This window comes from Paenibacillus sp. UNC451MF (assembly GCF_000686845.1).
In the GTDB taxonomy this organism is placed as follows: Bacteria; Bacillota; Bacilli; order Paenibacillales; family NBRC-103111; genus Paenibacillus_S.
Genome location: NZ_JMLS01000013.1, coordinates 1 through 20,492, shown reverse-complemented (window position 1 = coordinate 20,492; position 20,492 = coordinate 1). Strand labels below are relative to the sequence as shown.

Here is a 20,492-nt window from a genome sequence, read left to right as displayed (position 1 = left end):
ATTCCACTCCGCTTCTATCAGCTAATCTATTCGTTAGTTGTTAGTTTTCCATATGTTTGAAGCCTCTATCCACTGCAGTGCCTCGTCGACCGATTCAGCCAGTACATTCACATGTCCCATCTTGCGATTATGTTTGGCTTCTTGCTTGCCGTACAAATGTACCTTGGCAGTAACTCCGGCCAGCTGCTCTGATTCCGGCTGAACGATCCAGTCCAGAAGCGGCTCTACATGCTGCCCAAGTACATTACCCATTACAACTGGTGTCAATAGCTCCGTCGAACCGAGCGGCAAATTGCAAATCGCCCGTACATGCTGCTCGAATTGCGACGTTGCGCAAGCTTCCATGGTGTAATGTCCCGAATTGTGGGGGCGGGGAGCCAGCTCATTCACGAACAGCTGTCCGTCCTTGGTCAGGAACATTTCAACGGCTATCAAACCGATGACATCCATGGATTCAGCAATGCGCATTGCCAGACGCTCCGCTTCCTGTTGAATGCTTTCACTCGTTCTGGCTGGCACAATGGATAGATGCAAAATATTATTAATATGAATGTTTTCCGCAGCAGGGAAAGCCTTTACTTCGCCGCGGGGGCTTCTCGCCGCTATAACGGATATTTCTTTTTCGAAATGGATAAACTGTTCCAGCACTAGCTCTGTTTTGGCTTGGCTTAGTGCGGCGTAAGCTTCCTCCACTTCATCCAGGGATCGAATGACCCATTGGCCTTTGCCGTCATATCCTCCGGTCGCTGTCTTCAGCACGCATGGCGTACCAAATCGTTCGACCGATGTGCGAAGCTGCTCTGCGCTAGTGATTTCCGCATACGGCGCTACCTGCACGCCTGCCGCTTCGATAGCGCGTTTCTCGCGCAACCGGTGCTGCGTAGTATAGAGCAGCCGGCTTCCTTGAGGCACATACGATTGAGCCATTAAGAGCTCAGTCACATCGGCATCCACATTCTCGAACTCGTAGGTGATAACGTCGGACTGCACTGCGAGCGTTTTAGCTGCCTCTACATCGTCGTACGACGCCACGATTTGCTGATCGGCTACTTGCCCGCAAGGAGCATCAGGAGTCGGATCCAGCGTAACGAAACGATATCCCATCGCCCGTCCGGACAATGCGAGCATTCGGCCTAGTTGGCCTCCGCCCAGCACGCCGATCGTTCCTCCGGGACGAATAACCAACGCATCGGTGCGGCTGTTAGCAGCTTGGCTCATTCCAGCACACTGCTTTCTATCACCGACTGGCGAATCCGCTCACGACGCTCACGAACTTTTTGCTGCAGCTCCGGATCAAAGGCTCCAAGAATTTGCGCAGCCAGCAAGCCCGCGTTGGTTGCACCTGCATGACCAATCGCCACGGTTGCTACCGGAATTCCGCCAGGCATCTGTACGATGGAGAGCAGCGAGTCCATTCCGTTCAATGTGGAAGTTTTCACAGGCACACCAATAACCGGCAGTTCCGTTTTTGCGGCGACCATGCCGGGCAAATGAGCGGCTCCACCCGCTCCTGCGATAATAACCTTTAACCCGCGCTCTGCGGCAGATGCCGCATACTCGAACATCAAATCCGGGGTACGATGCGCCGAAACGACTTGCTTCTCATAAGAAACCCCTAGCTCCTCCAACATGTCGCATGCATTCTTCATGGTCTCCCAATCCGATTTGCTTCCCATTATCACTCCAACAAGAGCAGACATTTCTAACCTCCGTGATATGCGCTTTTTCTTGTAATGCAATCTACTTAATCCCTTTAAACACAAAACGTCCGGCAGACAGCATGCATATGCAAACTATCGGCAGGACGACGAGTATTCCTCAAGCGCAAGCTAAGGCCTAGCGCCTCGGCGCCGACCTTCATTTATTACGCTTACTCGTAGTCCAAAAATTTATGGTTTTTGGGTAGATACTTCCGGGCCATATCCCCGACATTATACGAGAAACTGTGACATTTTCAGCTAAAATTCATGATCTGATAACACCTTTAGTTTACCAGTGATGAAAGGCTGATGTCAACAAAAAAAGGCGAACATTATGTGAAATAACTTCCGATAAAGTTCGCATTTCAAATGCCATTTCCCGTACATTAGCACCGGTTAGTTCGTAGATTGCTTCATTTTTAACAGTAAGCCGTAACTTTCGCGAATTTCTTCAACACTTAAATTGCCCTTCGCCATATCTTCCGGGGACAAATTCAGCCATCGCTCAAGCATAGTGATTCCTTGCTCTACTGCGGTAGTATTTCCCGGATCATCATCCAGCATGAAAAACAGCATATCTTCCGCCTTGGATAACTGCCCTGCGGCATCATAATACTCCGTAAGTACCTCCATCATAAAAGGATTCATCCGAATGCTTTGTACTTTGGGCAGCACAGCGTCAATACGCTCGTCTACATCCGTTATTAAATGCTCGGCTTCCTCCATGCGTCTAATGTTCAGCAGAAGCTCTAACGCTTTTAACAAGCAGCCCGTGCCCTCATCCTCTTCTCCTGCCTCGTTCAGCACGTCCCCCTCCGCAACGAGCATATCACTCAGGAGAAGCCCTTTCCCCACATCAAAATATCCGCTTGTCGACAGCAGCGCAATAACATCTTTCACAGATAAAGCACGAACCATTTTGGAGTTGAGTCCTAACAATTGTTTCATCGCTTGTGTCAGCAGCTCCATGGCTTCTGCAAAACGACGGTTTTTCCTTTGAAACATGACTTGTCCCATTGAAACTGTAAATTGCTCAATCATCCTCATAAGGTAATCTCTGCGGTACAACATGATCCCCTCCCATGCTATCAACCAAGTGCTGATCCTTCTTATATTGTACCGTATGTTGAGGTCTATTGGAAAAATGATAGCTCATGGGAAAAAGAAAAACCCGGCCTTGGGCCGGGGTAGTTTCAAATCTGATGTACGTTGTGCTAGGCGAGGGAATTGGTCGTGGGATTCCGACCGCTGCTGAAGTCGTGCTCCTTGATTCAGCGGTTGGAACACGACTTCAAAGGCGGACACTATCGCTTTTCCACCCCACAACCATTCCCTTTTCTATACATGATCCTCTAAATCAATACTCATCCCACATAAGCACGATAATTACCTAGCTCCGTCTGACTGCCTTTCGCAGCCCAATCAAAGCCAGCCTCGGATGGCAGCGCCCACCTGTGATAGCTATCCAGCAGCGCTTCTCTCAGACCCTCTACCCAAGTGAATTTGACCTCTTCATCCCTAAGTATCATTGAAGCAGGGAAGGTTCGGATGGCCGGCATAGAATCGAGCATCCCGTTCGCACATAATACTTCAGCATAGGCAGCCTCCAAGCCGCAAGGAATACTCGAATCACCCGAAGCAACAGCCTTTATGCATGTCCTCAGCTTGCTGGACTTGAGGGCATCATAGCCTTTAACCGTTCCATCTGCAAACACAGCATCGATACGATTACTGTTCTGACCGGATGTATAGGTAATTGTGGCTTTTTCAAATTCATAGCAGAAGGACGGTCCGAAATTATGACTAACCGCATGCGTAGCGTAGAACAGAGCCTCTACCCCACCTTCTCCCTGAACACGAACGGCGCAGGTATCGAAATTTTCGATGGGGTTAGCTCTGTACAGCTCAGCCTCCACGCTTTGCAGACGCAAGCTTTCATCCGTTTTCGAGCCGAGGATATAAAACATATTGTGTAAGTAATGCGATGTTGCATTATGCGCAACGCTGTCCAAGATCCATTCGCCCTGATCGCTCTTTTTGCGCCCTTTCCAGCCGCTTGAAAAGTAGCTGTCGGTGCGTCTCCACAGCACAATCGTTTTGAGTCGTTTCGGCCTACCAAACACGCCTGACATTACGTCTTGCTTCAGCTGCTGAATTTGCGGTGTGAACGACCAGTCGAAGCCAATAGCAACAAACTTCCCTGAACGGTCGCGAGCATCCATCATCCGCCGCACCTCTTGCACCGTCGCAGCGATAGGCTTTTCGCACAAAACATTACTTCCGTTAGCCAATGCAAGACACGTCTGCTCGCAATGAAATTGTATCGGTGTGCTTATGACGGCCAGATCCGCCTTGTTATCAGCATAAAAGTGGTCCATCGTAGTATAAAAAGGAACTTTCAAATCCTGAAGCGCCTGATAATGGTTGCTCTTTTCCGGATGGACATCAACAACCCCCGCAATAACCGGATGTATGTCGCCATCACTATAAGCATGAAGCAGCTCGTTAACATGGGTATTACCATAACCGCCGATCCCTACCAGTAAAATGGATACTTGTTTTGCACTCATTTCCTCACCTCAGTTTAGAAGTTCATTACAGCCTGCATTTGTGCAGGTTTGGCAAGCTTCATTCTACACCCGTCACGGATGGAATTCTTATAAAGAATGGAATTGTTTTCTCAATTTTGGAACCGCTATCTTAAACCTTGTGAATACGGGATAAACCGCGTATTGCTATTGGATGGAAAATTCGTTATATTAGGGATGTAAAAGTTTTTCTTATACAATTAATTTTCATGAAAATTATTTTCTTGTAAAGAGGAATATGTATGCCTGGAATCTTGAGCGCCATTCATGAACAAATGGAAACGATGAACCCGAAGGAAAAGGAAATCGCTGCCTATGTTCTCTCCCATCCGCAAAATATAGTCCAAATGGGCATCACCGAGCTTTCACAGCAATCGGGAGGGAGCACAGCTACCATTTCCCGCTTCTGCAAACTGTTCCATTTCTCCGGATATACGGAATTCAAAGTGAAGCTTGCAGCCGAGCTGGCCCAGCAGCCTTCCATTCAAACGTATCAGGATATTATCGCAGGCAATCCACTCCAGAGCATTGTCGCCGCCATGGAAGCCAATCACGTAAGCTCCATCACCGATACAACGCGGATGCTGGATATGAAGCAGCTGCAAAAAGCGATCGACGCGCTGCAATCGGCTCGCCAAATCGATCTGTACGGGGTTGCTACATCAGGGCTCGTTGCGCAGGATTTTTATCAAAAGCTGGTTCGCATCGGCAAGCGGGCTTTTGCATTCTCGGATCCACATATGCAGATTACCTCGGCCTCCAACCTTACGAATGAGGACGTTGCGATTGGAATCTCCTATTCAGGGGAGACGGAGGAGACGATCGCTGCGCTGAAATGTGCGTCGGAGAACGGCGCGACTACTATTTCTCTAACCAAATTCGGTACGAATACGCTGACATCGCTAGCTTCGATCTCTTTGTTTACCTCCACCCTGGAGGAAGGCATGCGTCGCGGCGATATGGCTTCCAGGATCGCTCAGCTGCACGTTATCGATATTCTATTCGTTAGTCTAATCAGCGACAGGTTCGATGATTTGGTTCCCCGCCTCGAAACATCATTTCAAATGGTTAAAAAATACCGTTAATCCTAAGGAGCAGATACTTGTGAATCTACTAACCTTCGACTCTCATGAAAAGCTGCACGAATCCGGGGCGGGCATCATTACCGGCTTGGTGCAAACGAATCCCCGAGCTGTGCTTGGTCTTGCGACAGGCGGTACGCCGGTCGGCATCTATGAAGAAATCGTAAAGAGCTATCAGCGCGGACTGGTTCGCTTTCAGGACGCGACTTCATTTAACCTTGATGAATATGTGGGACTTCCGGAGGATCATGCGGAGAGCTACCGGAACTACATGAACACTCATCTGTTCAATTATATTGACCTGCCGCGCAGCCAAGCGCACATTCCTGATGGCAACGCAGCAGACCCTGTGGCGGAGTGCAAGCGTTATGACAAGCTGCTGGAGCAAGCCAAGCAAATTGACCTGCAGCTGCTTGGTCTCGGACATAACGGGCATATCGGCTTCAATGAGCCGGATCACGCTTTGATTAGCGGAACTCATGTCGTCGAGCTGCGTGAAGAAACCCGGAAGGCGAATGCGAGATTTTTCGATTCGATGGATCAAGTGCCCACTCACGCTTTAACGATGGGCGTCGGAACGATCCTGAAGGCGAAAATGATCTTGCTTGTCGTTAAAGGAGCCGACAAAGCGGAGATCGTCCATCGTGCCTTAACAGGACCCATTACAACAGATTGCCCTGCATCGCTGCTGCAAACACATCCTCACTTAGTCGTATTGTTAGATTCCGAAGCTGGGAGGCTATTCAAATGAGTGAAGGCAAAAATACTTATATCTATAACGTAAGGATCGTAACCCCAGATACAACTATAAAAAACGGCTGGATTCTCCTCTCCGACGGACATATCGCTGCCATTGGCAAAGAAACCGGAAGCGTCGAGCATGCCCGCACGCTGGCACGTGACTGTGAAGTTATTGACGGTCAGGGCGGCTGGATGCTGCCAGGCTTCATCGATGTTCATGTTCATGGCGGCTATGGCCATGACTTCATGGATGCAGATGCAGAAGGGCTGGATGAGATTACTCGCTTCCATGCACACAACGGTACCAGCGTAATGCTGGCAACAACGGTAACTGCCTCCAAGGCAGATATCGATCAAGTACTGTCGCGGGTTCAAAGCTATCGCGAAGCCGGAATGCCCTACGCGCAGCTGCTAGGCGTTCACCTGGAAGGGCCATACATCAGTGCCAAATGGCCAGGAGCGCAGAATCCTCAGTTTATCGTCCCTCCACAGCCAGCCTGGCTGGAGGACTGGACGCAGCGTTTCCCTGGTCTGATCAAGATGCAGACGCTTGCGCCCGAATCCGAAGGCGCGATCGACTACATCGAAGCTTTGACCCGTCAAGGTATCGTAGCCGCATTGGGACATACGGATGCATCGTTCGATCAAGTGCAGCTTGCGGCCGAACATGGCTTGAGTCACGCCGTGCATACGTTCAACGCGATGACCCGTCTGCATCATCGCGAACCCGGCACGGTTGGCGCGGTGCTGACCAATCCAGCGATTATGGCGGAAGTTATCGCTGACGGACATCACGTTCATCCTGCCTGCATTCGGTTGCTGGCTCAGATGAAAGGCCCCGATAACCTGCTGCTCATCACCGATGCCATGTCCGCTGCCGGACTCGGCAACGGTGAGTACAAGCTTGGCGGTCTCGACGTTATCGTGAACGGCGGCGTAGCACGGCTTAAAGAAGGCGACAGCCTGGCAGGCAGCACGCTGACCATGATCGAAGCCTTCCGTTATACCGTAAACGAAGTCGGCATCAGTGTGGAGCATGCAAGCCGCATGGCGAGCGGTACTCCTGCCCGCAGACTGGGTATCGATGCCGAGACCGGCGCGCTGGAGCCGGGCAAACAGGCTGATGTGCTGCTGCTGAACAAGCAGCTGGAGCTGGAACGCGTTTGGGTTCAAGGACGCGTTATCCGCTAAACTCCATCCCCGATCAAATGCACAGGAATCATTTTAAATACACTAACGCCAAGCAGCTGCAGTCGCAATTGCTTGGCGTTTTCCATTTTCTTAAAAGAAAGATTCCCTAGCTGGATACACATGCATAAACCTAATCCAGTTGGGAATTTTATAGGTGAACTTATGGCTGCTCTTATTGATGAGGCAGCTTATTTATTGCCCAGGAGATCCGTAGTAATTCTCTCCAGCAAAAAATGAAGGAGTGATTTTAGTGGCAGACACTAAACCGAAGGGGCATGTTGAATTTCGGCAGCCTCCAGCGAAGCTTGTAGCTGATATGGCTGGAGATGAAGAGATGAGAGAACATTTAGAGGAAATGATGCAAAACGACGGCCATCCGGGGAGCTGTTCTGTGGTCGATACCTCAGAAAAAGATAACGGTTGAGCCGATTGTGTACCGCCCTTTACTATATCCATTAAAAAAGAGCCTGGCTCTAGGCCAAGCTGAGTCTGTCGAGAAACCCAATTATTCTGAAGATGGCTGATGACGGGAGGTGGGGTAGCCCCTGGAGGAGCGAAAGCGTCACCTTTGTTATCGGGAAATCACCGCTATAGAGCGAATAAATTGAAAATTTCCCGATAACAATAGTGGCCGGAAGGGGATACCCCACTGGAGTACCACGTACACATCTGAAGCTTCATTGGTTTCTCGACTCGGAGCCTGGCGTCTAGGCCAAGCTCTTTTTATTCTCCAACCATGTTACCGAATCCCCAAAATGATGCCCACTCTGCGACAGCGCCTCCAGCGCTTTCTCTTTCCCCACGCCGAAGCGGATCATTAGGATCGCTACCCGAGCATCCCCTTCTGCTTGCTGCGCAAATGCCGCAGCCAATTCATGCTCCACTCCAGTAGCTTCGCGCACGATCCGCACCACCCGGTCGCGCAGCTTTTCATTCGTCGCCTGCACATTGACCATTAGGTTGCCGTAGACTTTGCCAAGCTGGATCATCGCAGTCGTCGTTATCATGTTCAACACCATCTTCGTTGCCGTTCCTGCCTTCAGGCGAGTTGAGCCGGTCACGACCTCCGGTCCAACCGGAACTTCAATGGCATATTGTGCTTCTTGGCTTAGTTTTGTACCTGCATTGCAGGATACGCCTGCGGTCAAAGCCCCTAGCTCGCGGGCACGTCTGATAGCTCCAATGACATAAGGTGTATTCCCGCTAGCCGCAATGCCAACCACAGCATCGCTAGCCGTTATCTGCGCTTCAATTTCTTTGGCTCCAGCTTCCTCGTCATCCTCGGCATTTTCAATCGCCGTTGTAATGGCAGTTTCTCCACCGGCTATCAGCCCTGTTACAAGCGCCCTATTGACACCAAATGTCGGCGGACACTCGGATGCATCCAATACTCCGAGTCTTCCGCTTGTTCCAGCCCCGACATAGAACAGTCGGCCTCCCTGCTTCATCACTTCCACAATCGCTTCAACAGCCAGGGTGATCTGTGGAAGCGACTGCTGAACGGAAAATGCAACCGTCTGGTCTTCTTCATTCATTAATCGGATGATTTCTGGAATGCTTAGTTGATCCAACTGGCCTGATTTTGCATTCCGCTGTTCGGTTACGGGTTGTGCTGTGCTGTTATCCAACTTACGCTTCCCTCCCTGTCTCCCACTCCGCAATCTGCTGCTTTATCGTATCGGTAATGCTAATTCCCGCCTGCTTCAACGCGAGTATATAACAGCCGGCTGCCGGAGGAATGTTCAACCGTCTTAAGCTCAATCCACTAGCTGCGATAGCTTCGTCGGCTGCCAGTTGCTCCATAAACCAATTGTCCAAGAACAACCCGCCGCTCAGGACAAGCGGCAATTGAGATACATCCGCATCCGGCTGCAATGCGGCCAGACTATTTTTTACCGTTATGACAAGCTCGGCAAGATCATGGATACCTGCCTGTACTATCCTTTTCGCTATCTCATCCCCTTGCTTTGCTGTCATCAATGTCAATTTGGCCGCTTCAGCTATCACTGTTCGCACATTGGATTGTCCATACACATAGCTGATGATCTGATTAGGGTCCTGAAGAGACCAATATTCTAATAGCTGCTCCGTCAAGCGTGTCTTCGCCCCTCGACCATCGTGCTCCTTCATTACCGCGATCAATGCCTGTCTGCCGATGTCATAACCGCTGCCCTCATCACCTAGCAAATACCCCCATCCGCCTACGCGAACGTACGTATCCGTTACAGGTAAGTAACCATATGCAATGGAACCAGTACCTGAGATTAGAACTATGCCCGCTTCCCCCCAAGTGCCTGCAGCCAATGCAGTAATTGCATCGTTATGAATTGTAACCGTCACATGGTCTGCCAACAGCTCACGCATGAATGCGTGTATACGTTTCCTCTCCTCAGGACGGTCAGCCCCTGCCAATCCTAGAAATACTCCTGCCAGCTGAGCTTCTTCACTGTGGGAGAGTTCCAGCGCCTGCTTGATAAGCTCAGTGAGTACACGCTTCACTTCATCCCAAGGACGCGATTTGATGCTGCTCGATTCTCCATAGCAAATAGCCAATATACGGCCGCAGCCGTCACCGATCATGCAAGCGGTCTTCGTTCCACCACCATCAATACCGATATATCTTCGGTTCCTTAACTCACCAGCAGCTTGTTCCTCCACATTCACTAGGCCGTAATCCCCCTTTCACCGAAGCATGACATGCGATCCCTTACCGGAACACGGCCACAGCTTGTTATTGCTGCAATGCTATTTGACAGCACCTGCAGTCATTCCCTCCATAAACTGTTTGGATGCCACAGCGAACAATACAATCATAGGTAGCGAAGAAAGCGTCAGCCCCGCGAACAGCACGCTCCAATCAGTAGAGTACTCGCTGAACAAGGTAAGCATTCCGACAGGAATCGTTTTCTTAGCTTCCTCCTGAATAAAAATCAATGGAAAGAAAAAATCGTTCCATACCGTAATAAAATTCATGATCATCACAGTGCCCAGTGCAGGCCTCATGAGAGGTACAATAATTCGCAGTAAAATATTCATATTGGAGCAGCCGTCGATTCTCCCCGCTTCCTCCAGCTCCTTAGGCAGTGTCCGGAAAAAGCCCGTCAAGATAAGCACCGATAAAGGGAGTCCAATCGCCGTATACACAAGAATCAGCGACATTTGCGTATTCAGCAGCTGCAAATTTTTCATCAGCATAAACAAAGGCACAATCCCCAGCTTGATTGGTATCATCATGCCTAACAAAAAGTAGAAGAACAGTGCGCCATTCCATTTAAACGGAAACCGTGCGATATAGAACGATGCTAATGCACCAAATACTAGAATTAATGCGACAGATATGATGCTGACCGCAGCACTGTTCCAGAAGTAGTCGAAATAATGGACCTGATCCAGCAGCTTCCGGTATGCCGCTAAGCTCCACACATCGGGCAAAGCGAGCGGATTTTTGAAAATCTCAATATTCGTCTTCAGCGAGGACAGCAGCATGAGGCATATCGGGTAGAGACTTATTACCGCACACAGGAAAGCTATAACGTACTGGACTATGCGCACTCCTATTGAATGTTTCAACGAAAGCCCCCCTACTCGATATCCCTTTTTTTCATGACTGCCATAAAGAGCGCCGATAACGATGCAATAATAAAGAATAACGTAACCGCCAGGGCCGAACCCAGGCCGACGGCAGTACTGTCACCGCTGGAGGAGCCAAATGCCGTACGGTAAAAGAACACGGCCAATGTATCCGTCGAATGAACCGGTTCTCCCTGCGACCCTTGCATCGCATACACCAGCTCAAATGCTTCAAAAGCCTGCACAAATGTGAATACTGTAATTATAACGACCGACTGCATCATCATGGGCAGTATAATAGAACGGATCAGCCTAAAGCCCTTTACGCCATCCAATCTTGCGGCTTCAAGCACCTCCTGCGAGATGGAGTGCAGTCCTGCCAGCAAAATCAATACTGAGAATCCGATCCCGAACCAGCAGTTCGCCAATATGATTGCCGTCAGAGCGGTCACAGGCTCCCCGAGCCACGGTCTCGCCCACGACTCAAGACCAATTTGTTTCAGAAACACGTTAACTGCACCAAAATTCGGATTCAGCAGCAGCTTCCACAAAAAACCTACGACGATAACGGACAATAGCCTTGGCAAAAAGTACGCTATTTTGAACAACTCCGCACCCTTCACCTTGGAGAAGATGATGTAAGCTAATACAAACGCTATGCCGTTCTGTACAATCATCTCAAGCACGAAGTAGTAAGTGTTATGCCCAAGCGAATTCCAGAAATACGTGTTGAACGGTTCCTTGGTAAACAGCGTTACGAAATTTCCGATCCCGAGAAAAGCACCCTTCTTTAACCCCTGCCAATCGAACAAGCTGTAACTGAACGCAGCCAAAATCGGATACACGATGAACAGTGTAAAGACGGCGAGGGCCGGAATTGGAAACAGATGAATAAATCCTTTTCTCCAGTCGAATGATTTAGGCTTATGCTCTGGTGCTTGCAGTTGAACATTGGTTCCATTCATTGCGCCTCGCCGCCTTTTCCATCTGTATTTTCAGTTATTTTGCTGCCGGCTTAAACCAGGTGTCCGCGCTTTTTTGCACTTCGTCAACAACCTGCTGAGGTGTTTGTTTGTTTAAGTACAAGCCCTGTAAGGACGTTTCCAGCGTTACTTTGGTGGTCGGAGTACCTGAGCTGAAGTGTACGACAAACATATAAGGAGTAGAAATGCTGTTTGCAAATTTCGAAATTTTCGTTACCGTCGGATCCGTCGCTTCCGCGCCAGGAATCGTACTTGGCTTCATCAACTCACTTGCTACGAGCTGACCGAATTCTTTCGTTGTCATAAACTCAATGAACTTCATCGCTTCCGCTTTGTTCTTTGAAGTTTTATTAACGGAGAATGACCCGTCTACCCATGTAGTTACCGTTGCTTTACCTCCAGCAGGAGCCGGAACAGGGAAAACATCCATTTCCAGGGCAGGGTTCATTTTCTTCATGACAGCCAGTTCCCAGTCTCCCATGACCATCATAGCGGCTTGCTCCGTAACGAACAGATTGCGCATGTCATCCATCGAAATCCCCACATAATTATCTGGGAAATACTTGGTTAATCCCTGCATCATCTGGATCGAATCGACGAACGCTTTATCCTTAAAGTTCGTTTGGCCTGATGTTATTTTCTTTACAAAATCAGTTCCGCCATAAAAGCCGGGACCGAGCGCTCCATGCGTCAAAGAAAGGATCCATCCTTCCTTGGAACCGAACGCAAACGGAGTCACCTTGTTTTGCTTCAGCGTATCCGCCGCCTTGATCAAATCTTCCCATGTTTTCGGTTCTTCAATATTGAACTTTTTAAAGATCTTTTTGTTATAAAAAATTTGCGTCGAGCTGAATACCGTCGGAACGCCGTATACCTTGCCATCCTTGCCGGTCGCTGCCGCCAGCGTATCTTTCGACATCACACTTAGGCCTTTAATTGAATCAAGCGGCTCCAAGTATCCCGCATCGGCCAGAGCAATACCCGCCGCATAAGGACGAAGCTGAATAATATCCGGGCCGCTGCCGGTTTGCAGCGCTGTGTTCAGTACCGTATTGTACTCCGTGCTTTTGGTCGGTGAGAACTGGATCTCTACGTTCGGGTTTTTCTTCTGGTATTCTTTAATAATTTTCTCGTAAGCTTCCTTATCTTCCGTCCTCCAGCTGCCCATGGTCAGCTTTACTTTCTGTGCTTGCGGTTGTGGTGTTGCATCCCCCTTGTTATCCTTTGGTGCTGTTGTGGCTGCCGGCGTGTTCGAAGAGCTGCAACCGGCCAGTGACGCCGCTAATACTGCTGCAAGAACTAGAGAAACATGTTTCATTGTGATTATTCCTCCCTTTAATGTTCTTCTTTTTTTATTTAACCCCATGAATCGAGGAATAAATACTTTCGTGTAAAAGCGGTCGCAGCTGCCTTATCGGGGTTGCTCTTCCGTAATGGACCGCATTCGTCAGGAACACGACGACAAGCTCACTTTGCGGGTCTATCCAAAGACTCGTTCCAGTAAACCCGGTATGCCCAAAGGTTCCATGAGGCCAATGACTGCTGCAGCTTGGAGCAGACGGCTGTCCGTGCCATACTTCCCATCCGAGTCCACGTCCCAGAAATGGTTCGACTGTGCACTCACTGCGCCACTTAGCCGGCAGTACACTAGGGTTCGTTAGAAGCCAGCTTCTCCCATATAGCGCCAAGTCGGCTGCAGTCGCAAACAGGCCTGCACTTCCTGACACCCCGCCAAGCTGGTAGCTCTTCTCGTCATGCACTTCTCCATGGATGAATGCCCCGTTATACTCCTCTGTCGGAGCAATACGATACCTCTCAACTGCCTCAGGCAAATACATGGTATTGAACATCCCGAGCGGACGATGAATTTCGCGTTGGACGAAGTCATTCAGCCTTTCCCCCGTTACTCGTTCAACGGCAGCACCTAGAAGAATAAATCCGAGATCACTATACTGCACTTGGGTCCCCGGCTCATAAATCAAATCCTGTTCATATACTTCCCGCATCACATCCCGAGGCTCATTTCGATCCGCCTTCGTCAGATCCGGAGGAAGACCGGATGAGTGCTGCAGTAAATGCTTAATAGAAATCTGCGGATGGCGAAACTCTGGAAAGTAGCGTTGCACATGATCCTCGAGCTCCATCTGTCCACGGGATACCAGCAGCATGACAGCCGGCAGTGTTGCCGTAACTTTAGTTAGCGACGCGATATCAAAGAGCGAATCGTTTGATAGCGCTTTCCTATCAGAGGAGCTCGAGAGGCTGTAGCCTCCGAATGCCTGCTGCAAAATAGTTTGGCCGTGCAGTGAAATATTAACGACCGCTCCGGGAATTTTCCCGTCTGCCACCCAACCTTCAATTAGTTGTATAATGTTATCCATTGCGCTTCGACCCGCTAACCGCTTTACGCGTTTTTTCCAGTGACTGAATGCTTTCCTCATAGGTTCGGCTCGCTATGCCCACATAAAGAATATCAATGACGTTCAATTGAGCAATCCTGGATGCCATGGCACCGCTTCGTATGCTTTGCTCCAACGAGCTCGTAAATAATCGAATGTCTGCCATTTCCGCTACTGGATTGCTTCCGAACTTGGTTAATGAAATGATGGTCGCACCAGACTCTTTTGCAATTTTTAATGATTGAATAATATTTTCCGTCTGACCGGAATATGAAATCCCAAAGGCCACATCCTCCTTGGTCATATTCGCTGCCAACGTCGCTTGAGAATCAAAGTCCGGGGCCGCCTCGCACCATCGGTTAATCCGGGAAAGCTTTTGTTTAAAGTCTTGGGCAATGACTGCGGATGCTCCCACTCCAAAAAAGTAAACTCTTCTTGCGCTGCTCAAGCAGTCTATCGCCCTCTCTACATCTTTGGACGAAAGCACTGTCAGCGTATCTTGAATGGACAAAGTGTTATTATGCGAGATGGACTGGATTAGATCCTGCACCGACCCGTCTATTTGAATTTCTTGATAAGAATGAGTTTCCGAATGAACGGACTTAGCGAGATCCGCTGCAATACGGAGCTTTAGCTCTTGGAATCCTTTTAGATGAAGCGATCTGGCTAGCCTTACAATAGTGGCTTCACTAACTCCCGCCAGCTCCGCTACTTTTTGCACGGATGCATTGACGACCGTCTCAGGGTGATCCACTATGTATTGAGCGACCTTCTGCTCTGTCGGCTTTAATGTTTGCAGCGCTTCCTTTATTCCTATCAGTCCGCCGTTTAACATACAGGTTTCTCCTTTGTGCTTGTTTCTTTTCCATTTGTAAAAGAACATTTACAATATTATTATAAAATAAAATTTCTTAAAGTAAATATATTTCTGAAATTTTATTTCAAAAAATATTTTGACAAAATACTACAAAAAACTACTCATACCAAAAGGTTTTTTGCCTACATTTATGGAAATAAATAAGACCTATTTTTTTACTTAACAGGGATCCCTTGAGAAAAGGAGGTGCAGCGGATGCAAATCGTGAAATTTAGAAGGTGGATAGATAACTTATACCTTTTCAACCACAGACATACGTATACTGCAGTTGTCGAACATTTTCATGCACATGACGGGTTGGAGATATTGTATATTCACGAGGGTAGAGGAAAATTCATCATTAACGACTGTGTATTTCAGGTGCGCCCCCATACATTGATTTTGATCAAACCATTTCAGATACACTACATGCGCATGGATACGCCTCCGGACTATACCCGCAGTGTACTCAAAATGAGGGTGTCGTTCATCGAGCAGTACGCTTCCTTGTTCCCTTACCTTTCCTCGTTCCTAACCCAAATCATGGATAATAAAATGAGTCGGCAGCTGTTTTACTTGACTCAAGAGCAGGCGGCACATCTTGATCGTGGATTCGATGAATTGAATGAAATCCTATCCACCAGTCCGGAAATCATGCATAAGGAAGCAGTGCTTTTGTTTTCATATCACTTCTTTTCCTATTTTCAAAGAAAGCTATATACGGCGGAAGAGCTATCTAACGAACCGTTCACTCAAGGTTCAACGCAGCATATTAACAACATTTTGAGATGGATTAACGATCATTACAAAACGCACTTCAAAATGGAAGACATCGCTCGGGACTTGCATCTGTCCCCTAATTACTTGTCCAAGCTTTTCAAAGAGCAAATCGGCAAAACGATTACCGAATATACAATGGAAAAAAGATTGGAAGAAGCACGAGCGCTGCTTCATTCACAAGACTTATCCATCAAGCAGATCAGTATCGAAGCAGGCTTTCATTCTCCCTCGTATCTTATCTATTCTTTTAAGAAAAAATTCGGTATGACCCCGCATCAATATGCAGAAGGGTTTAAGAAGCTTATTCATCAGTTAAGAGAAAAGTAATAGCAGCCCTATGTAAGCGCTAACACATCTGTGATAGAATTTTGATACTTTTCTATAACATTCTGATATTCGGTTTACTATAAGATGAATTCAAATCCATAAATAAGCATGGGGAGGGTTTATCTTGGTAAACAAAAAAGCGGTTACATCCTTGTTGCTCGTTACATCCGTCATGATGTCTGGTTGCAGTACGAAAGAAAACTCCGCAGCAGGCAGTACTGGTGATGCCGGTAAAACCGAAGTCGCCAAAAGCAACACGCCGTTTACTTTATTATTTTATACAGCTCAAAACGGCAACTACGCTAATGAAGAGAATTTCTCTAAAGAGGTCGGGGATTTTATTACAGCGAAATTCCCCCATATTAAAGTAGAGCACATTCATAAAGGAAAAGGACAGGACTATCCGGATTTGATAGCTGCAGGCACAATCCCGGATATCATTCTAGAGAGCAGTACTAACGTGAAGCCGAGAATTATTTCGAATGATCTCAATTACGATCTGACTGAGCTGATCAAAAAGCATAATTTCGATTTGAATCGACTGGATCCGACGGTTGTTCAAGTGATGAAGAATTGGGGCGACGGCAAGCTTTACGGTCTTCCTTTTATGGGAAGCAATTTGATCTTGGGCTACAACAAAGATATCTTCGATAAATTCGGCGTTCCCTATCCTAAGGATGGCGTCACCTGGGATGAGGTGTATGATATTGCCCGCAAAGTATCGCGCGTAGATAATGGCGTGAATTACGTGGGTCTTCGCTACAATAGCCCGTTAGTGTTCAAGTATAATCAAAGATCGCTAGGCTTTATGAACGAGAAGGAAGACAAAGCCGCGGTCAATACCGATGCTTGGAAGGATCTGTTTGCTAACTTCAAAAGAATCTATGATATTCCTAACAATGAAATCACGATACCTGGTGAGTTTGCCGGCGGCACTGAAGCTATGGACTTGAACGTTACAGAAAAGCTTATCACATGGTCTCAGAAAAACCCAACCACCAACTGGGATATTACAGCAGCTCCTGTGTTCAAGGATGCCCCGAAGGTCGGTTTCCAGCCTAACTTCTACTCGATGTATGTGACTAAGCAATCCAAGCATAAAGACGAAGCTTTTGATGTAATCGCTTACCTGTTATCGGATGAAGTCCAAACACAACTATCCAAAAAAGCGCTGCTCACGCCTCTCGCAGATAAAAAGATCCAAGGTGTGTTCGGTCAAGATATCGAATCGTTAAAAGGAAAAAATTTGCAGGCTGTCTTCTATAATCGCTATGCTTCTCCTGCCCCCATCCGTGATGCAAGCTTGACGTTCGCTGATGTAGCCGGGGTCCCAGGCAATACATTTGATAAAATGCTTAAAAATAATATGGATATCAACACGGCGCTGCGGGAAGCAGAAGAAGCCATCAACAAAGCTTTGACTGACGCAAAAGCCCAAGGAGGTAACAAATAGGATGAATCAACTGCCTTGGCAAGGCCATCTTCCCCTTAAGGAAATGGCTAAGCAAGTGCAAATCAGCAGAAGATTGCACCCCACCTGTCCTCAGCCTCAAGCAGCCTGGTCTATGGATTCGAAGCTTTACTTGAATCATCCATCTATCAAGGCCGCTTTATGGGGCCCGCCGGAGCAAATTACTTTAAGCATGATTAAATCGGATATTTTCGATCGGAGAATTGCTGAACCTTCCATCTTGACGATACAGGAAATTCGTGATGGTGCCTTTTCCGAAGCAAACGAAGGCCTTCTAGATATTCAACCTACAGGAAATACGAGACCCAGTTATGGGTCTCTTGACCTTAGGGGCGGACGTAGAGAACCTTATGCTGCATTTCGTGCCTATCCGTTTCCATGCCAAAAGCCCGTCGGCCAAATCCTGATCCGATGTTACGAACTCATAGGCAGTGATCAGCCTGAAACCATACAGGTATGCAGTAACGGCTTAACCCGCAGTACCATCGCTCATGGGGATGCGTCGCTCCAGCTGGATGTTCTTCTCTCTATGAAGCGAAGCGTCATAGCGATGCGGACTAAGTTTACGGGATTATCTCAACCTCTTTCCTTCCGTTTATACCGCCATAGGGATCAGGCTCACCGTATGTATATGAATGCCGAAGGGACTGAATTTAAGCCGATGCATGAGCGTCAGCCTGTGTATCGGCCGAGAGATAGCGATCAACCTATCGAGTATTATAACTATGAAGATGAGGCCAAGTGGAACGGGCCGATTGAGCCTCCTACGAGCGGCAGTGAAGGAAGATTTTTTTGGATTAAACAAATGCTGCCGGCTGAGAAAACATTCCCCAATGGCTTCGAATATGTGCTAATGGGATTGGTTAGCGACAGCGAGGCAGACCTGGATTCTGTTGAGAACAGCTTTGGCTTAGGAACTCTCCCTTATTCCGATGAGAGCTGGAAGTTTCATGACAAAGACTACGAGCACATTCGTCAAGCTTCTGGGGCCGCCGCTACGGCGACCTTACTGGCGAATGGTTCCGGGCAGGCTACGATCTACACCGTTGTCATCACCTCCAATGATGCTGCAGACATTATGGGAGAAGCAAGGCAGCAGCTGTTGAAAGCCGAAGCTGACGGTTTTGAAGCCCTGCTTGAAGAAAACACAGATTGGTACGGGGCGTTGTATGACAAGAGAGAAAGCGGAAGAGTTCTTTATCCGGGAGATTCGTATTACGAAAAAGAAATAACCCATTTATTCAACAGCTGGGCTTGCAAGCATAGTGGTGGATGCCAAACCGATGCGCGAAAGTTCGAAGCCAGCGCTTCCTACGCAGGTATTGAAACGGACATCCAGCCATGGCATAGCCTGCCCTGCTATAATGAGTTGTTCTACACTTCTACGGTCGTTCGTTCCCGAGAAGACTCTCTGGATATGTGGTGGCAGCTCGTGGAGCACTGGCTCCCGGCTGCGCGAAAGAATGCTTCCGAAGTATACGGCCTCCCGGGCATGATCCTAGTACATGGATACTTGCCCCCTATCAAGCCGGATCGTTATGTTCATACGAATTCAACACTTGAATTGTGCTTAGATACTGGAGCTCAAGTGCTCAAAGTGCTTTGGGATATGTGGGATTACGCTGCAGATGAAGCTTTGCTGCTCAGACTGCTTTATCCGGCATTACGCGATTTGGCTATTTTCTATGCATCCTATATCGAGCTGCAAGATGACGGCCTCTTCCACATCGTCCCTACAGTCGAAGCGGAAAGCTGGGGAATCCAACCGAGGTTCGAATACAGCCGAGATACGATCAGCGCTATCTCCATGTTCCGTTGGACCTTCAGCAGGGCAGCCGAGCTTGCAGATTACTTGAACACAGACCAGGATTTGAAATTGGAGTGGCTGCATGCCGCCAAGAATCTCCCATCATATCCGACATTTGAGACGGAAGAAGGGCTCATTTATGCCGGTGTTCCTGGTATCAAGCCGCGTTGGTTAAGAGGCTGTCATCCTTGGTATATCGGCGTTTATCCTACCACGCTAGCGGATGAAATCCATCTGGACAGCAGCCAGGAGGAAAAGGAGATCATGCTTCGCACCGCTCGCCTAGTACCTGCTGGTCACAATCGTCCGGTTTATGTTTTGCTCGGAGAGTCCAAAAACACGTTCCCATCCGTTGATGGTACACATTCAAGGATAATCGAAACCTACGAAGACCTGTGCAGAGCGATAAATGAGGACCCTGAACGGGTCATCAACAGCCGGAGCGGACGCATTCATTTGTTCCCGGCCGTACCCGATTGGGCAGAGGTTTCATTCCGAAGGTTCCAAGCTCGTGGCGGTTTTTGGATATCTGCTGCACGTACCACATCCGGTGTGACGGTAGTTGAAGTCGAAGCCCGCCGTTCAGCATCGTGCCGGATTATGAATCCATGGCCGGGGGAAAGGGTAGCAGTTGTTGAACTCGCTTCCGGCAATAATATGGATGTCAATGTCGATAAGACAGATCATGAGTGTATTATTTTCAATGCTTTGGAAGGTCACATTTATCGACTGATAAAAAGATAAAACAAGAGGCCGTTTCCGCAGATTTCCCTGCTGAAACGGCCTTGATGTATATCTGTTATGTACGATGTTGTGATTGCACAAAAAAAGCAGCTGATCTGATTAAAAGATCAACTGCTTTTTGCTTGGCGACGTTCTACTCTCCCAGGACCCTGCGGTCCAAGTACCATCGACGCTGGAAGGCTTAACGTTCGTGTTCGGTATGGGTACGCGTGGTTCCCTTCCGCCATCATCACCAAACGGGATTTTTCGAAGC

Annotated in this window: 18 protein-coding genes, 1 rRNA gene and 1 riboswitch; of the genes, 7 read left to right on the top strand and 12 right to left on the bottom strand. The window is 48.3% G+C overall.

Annotated elements, in window-relative coordinates; translation table 11 throughout:
* Nucleotides 1–33: 33 nt before the first annotated feature.
* The 4 genes from purK to BP97_RS0115260 all read right to left on the bottom strand — a co-directional run bounded on the left by purK (nt 34) and on the right by BP97_RS0115260 (nt 4,270).
* Nucleotides 34–1,218: a 5-(carboxyamino)imidazole ribonucleotide synthase gene (purK, locus tag BP97_RS0115275; protein WP_028549879.1), complete on the bottom strand. Its 1,185-nt coding sequence runs from the start codon at nt 1,216–1,218 to the stop codon at nt 34–36.
* Nucleotides 1,215–1,700, bottom strand: a complete 486-nt coding sequence (gene purE, locus BP97_RS0115270; protein ID WP_028549878.1) for a 5-(carboxyamino)imidazole ribonucleotide mutase — start codon at nt 1,698–1,700, stop codon at nt 1,215–1,217. Before purE ends, purK begins: the two co-directional genes overlap by 4 nt.
* Before the next feature lie 157 nt (nt 1,701–1,857).
* A riboswitch (purine riboswitch) is annotated at nt 1,858–1,959 on the bottom strand.
* A 137-nt stretch (nt 1,960–2,096) separates the two neighbouring features.
* Nucleotides 2,097–2,771 carry a DUF6483 family protein gene (locus BP97_RS0115265; protein ID WP_051620617.1) on the bottom strand — a complete coding sequence of 225 codons (675 nt, stop codon included), beginning with the start codon at nt 2,769–2,771 and terminating at the stop codon, nt 2,097–2,099.
* Nucleotides 2,772–3,064: 293 nt separating this feature from the next.
* Nucleotides 3,065–4,270, bottom strand: coding sequence for a Gfo/Idh/MocA family protein (locus BP97_RS0115260; RefSeq protein ID WP_028549876.1), 1,206 nt, complete (start codon nt 4,268–4,270; stop codon nt 3,065–3,067).
* 260 nt (nt 4,271–4,530) lie between these two features.
* On the opposite strand from BP97_RS0115260, the gene BP97_RS0115255 reads away from it, so the two are divergent.
* The 4 genes from BP97_RS0115255 to BP97_RS40690 all read left to right on the top strand — a co-directional run bounded on the left by BP97_RS0115255 (nt 4,531) and on the right by BP97_RS40690 (nt 7,726).
* Nucleotides 4,531–5,373, top strand: a complete 843-nt coding sequence (locus BP97_RS0115255; RefSeq protein WP_028549875.1) for a MurR/RpiR family transcriptional regulator — start codon at nt 4,531–4,533, stop codon at nt 5,371–5,373.
* Between the two features lie 19 nt (nt 5,374–5,392).
* Nucleotides 5,393–6,121 carry a glucosamine-6-phosphate deaminase gene (nagB, locus tag BP97_RS0115250; RefSeq protein WP_028549874.1) on the top strand — a complete coding sequence of 243 codons (729 nt, stop codon included), beginning with the start codon at nt 5,393–5,395 and terminating at the stop codon, nt 6,119–6,121.
* Nucleotides 6,118–7,302: an N-acetylglucosamine-6-phosphate deacetylase gene (nagA, locus tag BP97_RS0115245; RefSeq protein WP_028549873.1), complete on the top strand. Its 1,185-nt coding sequence runs from the start codon at nt 6,118–6,120 to the stop codon at nt 7,300–7,302. Before nagB ends, nagA begins: the two co-directional genes overlap by 4 nt.
* A 250-nt stretch (nt 7,303–7,552) precedes the next feature.
* Entirely contained in the window at nt 7,553–7,726 is a 174-nt protein-coding gene (locus BP97_RS40690; RefSeq protein WP_197035473.1) for a hypothetical protein, read from the top strand.
* Nucleotides 7,727–8,009: 283 nt separating this feature from the next.
* Here BP97_RS40690 and murQ read toward each other — a convergent pair whose 3' ends face one another.
* The 7 genes from murQ to BP97_RS0115200 form a co-directional block, all read right to left on the bottom strand.
* Nucleotides 8,010–8,930, bottom strand: a complete 921-nt coding sequence (murQ, locus tag BP97_RS36405) for an N-acetylmuramic acid 6-phosphate etherase (protein ID WP_036745956.1) — start codon at nt 8,928–8,930, stop codon at nt 8,010–8,012.
* Between the two features lies 1 nt (nt 8,931).
* Nucleotides 8,932–9,966 carry an N-acetylglucosamine kinase gene (locus BP97_RS36400; RefSeq protein WP_051620616.1) on the bottom strand — a complete coding sequence of 345 codons (1,035 nt, stop codon included), beginning with the start codon at nt 9,964–9,966 and terminating at the stop codon, nt 8,932–8,934.
* A gap of 81 nt (nt 9,967–10,047) precedes the next feature.
* Entirely contained in the window at nt 10,048–10,872 is an 825-nt protein-coding gene (locus BP97_RS0115220) for a carbohydrate ABC transporter permease (RefSeq protein WP_028549872.1), read from the bottom strand.
* A gap of 11 nt (nt 10,873–10,883) precedes the next feature.
* Entirely contained in the window at nt 10,884–11,837 is a 954-nt protein-coding gene (locus tag BP97_RS0115215) for a carbohydrate ABC transporter permease (protein WP_081824198.1), read from the bottom strand.
* Between the two features lie 34 nt (nt 11,838–11,871).
* Complete coding sequence (locus BP97_RS0115210) at nt 11,872–13,173, bottom strand: ABC transporter substrate-binding protein (RefSeq protein WP_028549870.1); 1,302 nt, start codon at nt 13,171–13,173, stop codon at nt 11,872–11,874.
* A gap of 34 nt (nt 13,174–13,207) precedes the next feature.
* Nucleotides 13,208–14,236 carry a serine hydrolase domain-containing protein gene (locus tag BP97_RS0115205; RefSeq protein WP_028549869.1) on the bottom strand — a complete coding sequence of 343 codons (1,029 nt, stop codon included), beginning with the start codon at nt 14,234–14,236 and terminating at the stop codon, nt 13,208–13,210.
* Nucleotides 14,229–15,089 carry a MurR/RpiR family transcriptional regulator gene (locus BP97_RS0115200; RefSeq protein WP_028549868.1) on the bottom strand — a complete coding sequence of 287 codons (861 nt, stop codon included), beginning with the start codon at nt 15,087–15,089 and terminating at the stop codon, nt 14,229–14,231. Before BP97_RS0115200 ends, BP97_RS0115205 begins: the two co-directional genes overlap by 8 nt.
* Nucleotides 15,090–15,326: 237 nt before the next feature.
* Here BP97_RS0115200 and BP97_RS0115195 point away from each other — a divergent pair, with 237 nt between their 5' ends.
* From BP97_RS0115195 to BP97_RS0115185, 3 genes are all read left to right on the top strand, one after another.
* Nucleotides 15,327–16,217, top strand: coding sequence for an AraC family transcriptional regulator (locus tag BP97_RS0115195; RefSeq protein WP_028549867.1), 891 nt, complete (start codon nt 15,327–15,329; stop codon nt 16,215–16,217).
* A 124-nt stretch (nt 16,218–16,341) separates the two neighbouring features.
* Nucleotides 16,342–17,670 (top strand): ABC transporter substrate-binding protein, encoded by a 1,329-nt coding sequence (locus BP97_RS0115190; protein ID WP_036745953.1) that lies wholly within the window; start codon nt 16,342–16,344, stop codon nt 17,668–17,670.
* A 1-nt stretch (nt 17,671) separates the two neighbouring features.
* On the top strand, nt 17,672–20,239 hold the full coding sequence (locus BP97_RS0115185) for a glycosyl hydrolase family 95 catalytic domain-containing protein (RefSeq protein ID WP_028549865.1): 2,568 nt from the start codon (nt 17,672–17,674) through the stop codon (nt 20,237–20,239).
* Nucleotides 20,240–20,359: 120 nt separating this feature from the next.
* Here BP97_RS0115185 and rrf read toward each other — a convergent pair.
* Nucleotides 20,360–20,476 (bottom strand): 5S ribosomal RNA (gene rrf, locus BP97_RS0115180).
* Nucleotides 20,477–20,492 lie beyond the last annotated feature (16 nt).

Coding starts and splice junctions, on each gene's coding strand:
- BP97_RS0115260 (WP_028549876.1), bottom strand. CDS start 4,270: ATGAGTGCAAAACAAGTATCCATTTTACTGGTAGGGATCGGCGGTTAT.
- BP97_RS0115265 (WP_051620617.1), bottom strand. CDS start 2,771: ATGTTGTACCGCAGAGATTACCTTATGAGGATGATTGAGCAATTTACA.
- BP97_RS0115200 (WP_028549868.1), bottom strand. CDS start 15,089: ATGTTAAACGGCGGACTGATAGGAATAAAGGAAGCGCTGCAAACATTA.
- purE (WP_028549878.1), bottom strand. CDS start 1,700: ATGTCTGCTCTTGTTGGAGTGATAATGGGAAGCAAATCGGATTGGGAG.
- BP97_RS0115195 (WP_028549867.1), top strand. CDS start 15,327: ATGCAAATCGTGAAATTTAGAAGGTGGATAGATAACTTATACCTTTTC.
- BP97_RS0115210 (WP_028549870.1), bottom strand. CDS start 13,173: ATGAAACATGTTTCTCTAGTTCTTGCAGCAGTATTAGCGGCGTCACTG.
- BP97_RS0115185 (WP_028549865.1), top strand. CDS start 17,672: ATGAATCAACTGCCTTGGCAAGGCCATCTTCCCCTTAAGGAAATGGCT.
- BP97_RS0115215 (WP_081824198.1), bottom strand. CDS start 11,837: ATGAATGGAACCAATGTTCAACTGCAAGCACCAGAGCATAAGCCTAAA.
- nagA (WP_028549873.1), top strand. CDS start 6,118: ATGAGTGAAGGCAAAAATACTTATATCTATAACGTAAGGATCGTAACC.
- BP97_RS0115255 (WP_028549875.1), top strand. CDS start 4,531: ATGCCTGGAATCTTGAGCGCCATTCATGAACAAATGGAAACGATGAAC.
- BP97_RS0115205 (WP_028549869.1), bottom strand. CDS start 14,236: ATGGATAACATTATACAACTAATTGAAGGTTGGGTGGCAGACGGGAAA.
- purK (WP_028549879.1), bottom strand. CDS start 1,218: ATGAGCCAAGCTGCTAACAGCCGCACCGATGCGTTGGTTATTCGTCCC.